The sequence below is a fragment of the Nocardia acidivorans NBRC 108247 genome (assembly GCF_001625085.1).
Taxonomy (GTDB): domain Bacteria; phylum Actinomycetota; class Actinomycetes; order Mycobacteriales; family Mycobacteriaceae; genus Nocardia; species Nocardia acidivorans.
In genome coordinates this window covers 144902-150901 of the sequence record NZ_BDAW01000006.1, presented here as the reverse complement: position 1 = coordinate 150901, position 6000 = coordinate 144902, and the positions used below count along the sequence as shown (strand labels likewise).

At 69.5% G+C, this 6000-nt stretch carries 4 protein-coding genes; 3 read left to right on the top strand and 1 reads right to left on the bottom strand.

Annotated features, from left to right (window positions below; translation table 11 throughout):
• The 3 genes from NA10_RS02390 to NA10_RS02380 all read left to right on the top strand — a co-directional run.
• On the top strand, window positions 1-2688 hold a 2688-nt coding region (locus NA10_RS02390; protein ID WP_281180134.1), incomplete at its 5' end, for an SbcC/MukB-like Walker B domain-containing protein.
• 213 nt (window positions 2689-2901) lie between these two features.
• Entirely contained in the window at window positions 2902-3147 is a 246-nt protein-coding gene (locus tag NA10_RS02385) for a hypothetical protein (RefSeq protein ID WP_067562705.1), read from the top strand.
• 173 nt (window positions 3148-3320) lie between these two features.
• Entirely contained in the window at window positions 3321-4493 is a 1173-nt protein-coding gene (locus NA10_RS02380; protein WP_067562702.1) for a hypothetical protein, read from the top strand.
• A gap of 67 nt (window positions 4494-4560) precedes the next feature.
• Here the strand turns inward: NA10_RS02380 and NA10_RS02375 are convergent, their stop codons facing one another.
• A complete protein-coding gene (locus tag NA10_RS02375) occupies window positions 4561-5952 on the bottom strand; it encodes a metallophosphoesterase (protein ID WP_067562699.1) in 1392 nt (463 codons plus the stop codon).
• Window positions 5953-6000: the final 48 nt, after the last annotated feature.

Below are 6000 nucleotides of genomic sequence, written 5' to 3'. Positions count from 1 at the left end.
CCACAGGGATTCGCCGCGCGCACCGATGTGCGCGGTGACCGCCCCGGCGCACCCCTGTGGCGACTGGTCCGCTTCGCCGACCACGTGGCCCCGGAGGCGGCGGCGGGCATCGAGGCCGCACTCCAGGCCGCGAATCTGCTGGACGGCTGGGTGTGCGCCGATTCCGCACTCCCGGACCACGCTTCGGACCAGTTCCTGGTGCCGCTGCCCGAGGCGCAGCGCCCGAGCGGCCGCACCCTCGCCGATGTGCTTGTGGTGGAGGACGATTCCGACGCGCTCACCGTGCCGCGCCAGACCGTCGCCGACGTCCTCGCCTCGATCGCCCTGCACGAAGCCGCACCGGGCAGCGGCACCGCCAAGGCCAAGGGCACGAAACCGGCGGCGGGACACAGCCCATCGGCCGATACGAACGCCGCCCCGGCCGATGGGCGTCCGAACTCAGCGGGTTCGGACCCCGCGGCGACGGCGGAAGGCATGACCACGCCCGCCGCTGGGACGGGCACCTCCCTCGCCGCGGCCGATGCACGTCCGAAGTCCGCGAGCGTTCCCATGGTCCCGAATTCGGTTGCGGGCGTGGCGGAGTTGTTCACCATCGCCACCGATGGGTGCTACCGGCAGGGCGTGCAGGTCGGGCGACACTTCAAGGGGGACGCCGAGTTCATCGGCACCACCGCGCGGGCACGGCGGCGGGAACTGCGGCTCGCGGAATTGGCCGCGGCCATCGAAGCCGCCGAGACCGCCGTCGAGGACGCGCTGAATGAGGAGCGCGCCGCCACCGAGGAGTTGGCGCGGGTTTCGGCCGCCGCCAAGGCTTTGCCGCGCACCACCGCCGTCACCGCTGCCCTGCGGGCTGTTTCGGAGGCCGCGGGCATGCTGCGGTCCCGGTCGGAGGCCGCCGCGCAGGCGGAGCGGGATCTCGATCAGGCGGTCGGTGAGTATTCGGCCGCCGACAAGAAGGTGCGCGCCATCGCCGCCGAGCACAGGGCTCCGCGCGACCCGGCGGAGCTGGATGCGCTCGCGGCGGCGGTGCGGCACTTCGAGAATGCCGGAACCGCCCTGCTGCGCCTGCGCGGTGACCATCAGCGCGAGCACGAGCGGTCCCGCGAATCCGGGGACCGCCTCGACGAGGCCACCGATCTCGCCGAGGCGTTCGCGGAGGAGGCCGAGGCCGCCCGCAGCGGCTACGAGGAGCAGCGGCGCAAACTGGAGACCCTGCGCGAGGCGCTCGGCGCCGGAGCCGCCGATATCGACCGCGAACTCGAGCTCGCCCGCGAACGCATCGATGCCGCACGGGCGGAACAGAAGGCGGCGCGCAAGGCCGCGCACGAGGCCATCGAGGCCGTCGGCACCGCCGAGGGCGCGCACCGGGCCGCACATGCCGCCCTGGGCACCGCGCTCACCGAATTGCTCGCCGATGTGCGGCATCTGGCCCCCTATGCGCGACCGGATCTACTGAGCCTGCTGGGCGCGCCCGTCGAAAGCCGCTGGCCCAGTAGCGATGCCGCCTGGTCGACTCCGGAACAGCTGCTGTACCGGATCGAGAACGGTGATCCCGAGCAGGAGCCCAAGGTGCTCCCTGACGAGGTCGCCGAACTCTTCCAGAACCTCGCCACCGCAACGGCTTCGGTGCGCGCCGGGGAGGCCACCCGCAAGAGCACCCGCAGCGCGGTCACCGCCGCGCTACAGGAATTCGACGCCGCGCTCACCGCCGCCCGGCAGGACTACCGCCTGCACTGGGATGCCGCGGACGGGCTCACCGTGGTCCAGGTGCACGACGACCACGGCCTCTCCTCGCTCGCGGACTTCGCCGAGCGCATCGGCGGCGCCCGCCGCGATCAGGAGCTGCTGCTCACCGACTCCGAGCGGCGCATCCTGGAGGACGCCCTGCTCACCGGGCTGGCTCAGCAGATTCACGAACGCACCGGTGACGCACGCGATCTCATCAATCGCATGGGTATGGAGATGAAGCAGCGGCGCATGTCCTCGGGCAATACCATCGGCGTGCACTGGGTGCTGGCCGATGCGCTGTCCGAGCCCGCCCGCGCGGTCTGCAAACTGCTGGACCGCGATTCCTCCGAACTCACCCCGGACGATCTCGCCACCATCCGTTCGCATTTCGCGTCCGAGATCCGCTCCGCCCGCGCCGCGCACCCCGAGCGCTCGTTCCCGGAGATCCTGGCCGCCACCCTGGATTACCGCACCTGGCGGGCGTTCTCGTTCACCATCATCACCTCCGACGGCACCGAGGACCGGCTCACCGTGGCCCGGCACAGCGCGCTCTCCGGCGGCGAACAGTCGGTCTCCCTGCACCTGCCGCTCTTCGCCGCCGCGCACGTCATGCTGGACTCCGCCGATCCGCAGGCCCCGCGCCTGCTCGCCCTCGACGAAGCCTTCGCGGGCGTGGACGACAACGGTAAGAGCGAACTCCTGGGCCTGTCGGTGCAATTCGACCTCGACCTGTTCATGACCGGATACGACCTCTGGATCACCTACACGCACGTCCCCGCCTGCGCGCATTACGATCTCGCGCACTCCGCCGCCGAGAACACCGTCAGCGCCACCCTGCTGGTCTGGGACGCTGACGATCTGCTGGCCGAACACGACGGCACCGACCTCGCCGCCGCCCTGGGCTCCCCCAACCGCCGCCGCCTGCCACACGGCGTGGAAGGTGCGGCCGCCCTGCTCTGAAACCGGTGCCCCGCCACCGCAATCGCCGTAACCAGACAGCCGCACCCGGCACGGCAGCGCGCGACCCGTCATCCCGGCGTGCTTCCGGCCGGGATCCACGCCCCTCGGCCATCGGCCTCGTCTCCGAGACCCGCACCGCCCCCGGCAAGCGCGCCCGCGCCCGCCGTGTCCGGACTGTCGGCTTCGCGGGCGGGCGTGGCATCAAGTGTCGCAATGACTTCCCGACAAATCGGCCGGGCTTTCGGCGTCGCCATCATCGGCTCGCCGATAGCCACGATGCCCGGCGCGCTGGACTCAGCGGACGCTTCCCGCACCCCCGCGCGGCAGAGCTGGCACGCCATGACCGGTTTCGCCGTGCTCGCCCTGATCGTCACCGAAATCACCGTCGCGCGCCGTCCAGCCGCCTGGACACCGCTACGGCACGCCTCCTTGACAGTCGGTCTGGAACGGACCTGGTAAACACCCCGTGTCCCATCGGATTACGCGTGTCGCGGCGCGCCACGCCGTAAGGATTGGTGTATCGGCAAATCAACAGTTTCGCCAATGGCGGTGTATCGACTAGAAATGTTTTCCGTGCCGATCCCTATCGAGTTCACCTGTCAGCCATCGAAACTCCCGGGACGGGGGACCCGATGACGATCGAACATCCGCTCGAGGACGAAGTCTCCGTCCTCGCGAAGCGGGTCGAGAAGGCCCGCGGACGCCTGGCCTATCAGTTCGATCCCGCCCTCACCGAAGCGCTCTCGGAGAACGAACTCAAAGCCGAGCGCGAGCTAGCCGAGCGCATTCGCGATGAGGATCGCGCCCAGCGCCTGAAACAAGTCGAGGCCGCGGCCGCCACGGCTGACCGCGCCCGGCAGACCACCGAAGAAATCGAGAAGGCCGACATTCGGGACTTGTTGATGGCCCGCAAGGCGATCGCCGCGCAGCGGCGCGAATCCAGCCCGCACGCGAAACTGGCTTCGCTGTACAAGCATCGCGCGTGGTCGCTGCGCGCGCTGGCGGGTGTGGTCGCGGCGGGCATGCTCTGGTCCGCGGTCAATGTCCAGCACAATATCGCTCCCGGTGGCGCCTCGGATCCGCTGTTCTGGTTCAGCTATCTGCTCGAGGGCATGATCAGCGTCTGTCTCGTGATCATCATGATCGGCACCAATAAGGTCGCCGAGTGGGGTGTCATCGACAGCACCAAGCAGGTCGTCGCGGCCGAGGTGGCGCTGCTGGGCCTGACGGTCACGCTGAACACCTATCCGTACCTGAAAATCGGTAGCTGGTACGACGTCTCGGTGCACGCCATCGCCCCGGTGATGATCGGCGTCGCACTGCTGATCCACAATGCCGCCAGCGCCCGGTACGGGCTGGCCATCGTCCGCGCCACCGATCAGATCCGGGATCTGCCGGATCCGGCCGAGACGATTCGCCGCACGCTGCCGAGCATGGTCACCTGGCCGACCCGTCCGACCGGGCCCGCGCCGACCATGGCCGCGCCCACCCCGGCGCTCACCGCCGCCCCCGAGGCCGAGGCCGCGCAGGTGGTGGAGAGCACCCCGGATCCGGTGCCGGTCAAGCCGTCGCCCAAGCCCGTGCCGAAGAAGGAAGAACGGACTTCGGCCACCAAATCGGCCAAAACCGCCGAGCCGGAGAATCATTCGGAGCCCAACGACGGCATGCCGCCGCTGAATGTGTACGACACCGGTCAGTTCCGTATCGCCGAAACCCTGGAGCAGGAGCTCGCCGAACTCCAGGCCGCCCGTCGCCGCGCTCGCGCCGCGGCCCGCGCCCGCAACGGGGGAACCGACGTCGACTGATCCCACTCCCGGCACCCGAAACCGCCCGCAGCCTCGGCTCCGGGCGGTTTCGGCGGTTTGCCGGGGTTCAGATCACGCCGGTCAGCCCTGAGAAATCGCGCAGCACAACGTGATTGCGATGGGCGCAGCTGCCCAGCGAATGATCGGGATGCATGCCCAGATACTGCCGACGGGTGCGGGTGCTCCACCGCCGCGCCCGCTCGGACCGGGTCTTGTAGAAGTTCGCCATGTACCCGCCCTCGTAGAGGCGCACCAGCATGTACCCGCCCGGATACTCCTTGACCGCCGCCACTTCCAGGAATTCGACCGGAATGCCGGAATCGGCGCGGGTGACGCGATTTCGGTGCGTATGACCGCTGTGATGCAGGAAGACGCCCGGGGCCGATCGGTAGAGGGCGTGTATTGCCGCCGCATTCGCCCTGTCGAGCACGAAACCCGGTCCGCCCGGGTTGCTTATCGCCGCGTGCGTCGTGACCGGGTGGTGACCGAATACGAGCGTCGGACGCTCCGGATCGGCGTGCAGCACATCCCGCAGGTGCGCCAGCTGCGGGAAACTCAGCGTGCCGCCGCCCCCGCGCAGTCGCGTGGTGTCCAGTCCCACCAGCCGCAGTCCGCCCAGGGCGAATTCGCCGAGCTGCTGATACGGGTAGAACACCTCGCCCCAGTGATCGGCCTCGTCGCGCGGGGGCATATCGTGATTGCCCCGGCAGACGAAGTAGTCGCGCCCGAGTTCGCCCCAGGTGTCCAATTGCGCCCGCACCCCCCGCGATTGCTCCCGGGTCCCGGAGTCGGTCAAATCCCCCGCGGCGACGAGATGGTCCGCGCCCCTGCCTGATTCGCGCAGATCCTCCAGCATCGCGCCCAGCATGAACTCCGGATAGCGCTCGGTGTCATCACGCAGCCCCTCCACGAAGCCTCCCGGCAGCAGCCCGCTGTACTCCTCCCCGTGATGCAAATCGTTCGCCAGCGCGATGGTCCGCAACAACCGCCCCGGCGGCGGCACCAGCGTGGTGACGATCCCGGTCGATTCCGGCGCGCCGTGCCGCCGCGTCACCAGCGTCCGCGCGGGCATGGCCCGGCACCCCCGCGAATACGCCTCGAATCGATAGGCCCGCCCCGGTTCCAGCCCGGTGATCTCCGCGTAATGGAAAGCGGTGGGCAGGGTTTCGAGGAACCGCACCGGCAGCGGCCCGGTGCTGTCCGCGGGCCCGAACCGCACCTCGGTATCGGCCGTCGCGGGCTGTAACCGCCCCGCCCGATTCCGGCTCCGCGATGTCCAGGTCAGAATCACCGAGGTATCGGTGACGGTGACCACTTCCAAATCCGAAACGGTGAGCGAATTGCGTTGCACCCGAGCCCCATAGCTCGCGAACACCGGCCGCTGCGCCCGCACGGCCACCGCCGCGGCCCCCGCGGCCGCATTGGCCAGCCACAATGTCCGAAGTCGCGGATCCAGCATGACAATCTCCGTCCGCCGCAAACTGCTGTTACCCAACGGTACGTTTAC

Coding starts and splice junctions, on each gene's coding strand:
- NA10_RS02385 (WP_067562705.1), top strand. CDS start 2,902: ATGACTTCCCGACAAATCGGCCGGGCTTTCGGCGTCGCCATCATCGGC.
- NA10_RS02380 (WP_067562702.1), top strand. CDS start 3,321: ATGACGATCGAACATCCGCTCGAGGACGAAGTCTCCGTCCTCGCGAAG.
- NA10_RS02375 (WP_067562699.1), bottom strand. CDS start 5,952: ATGCTGGATCCGCGACTTCGGACATTGTGGCTGGCCAATGCGGCCGCG.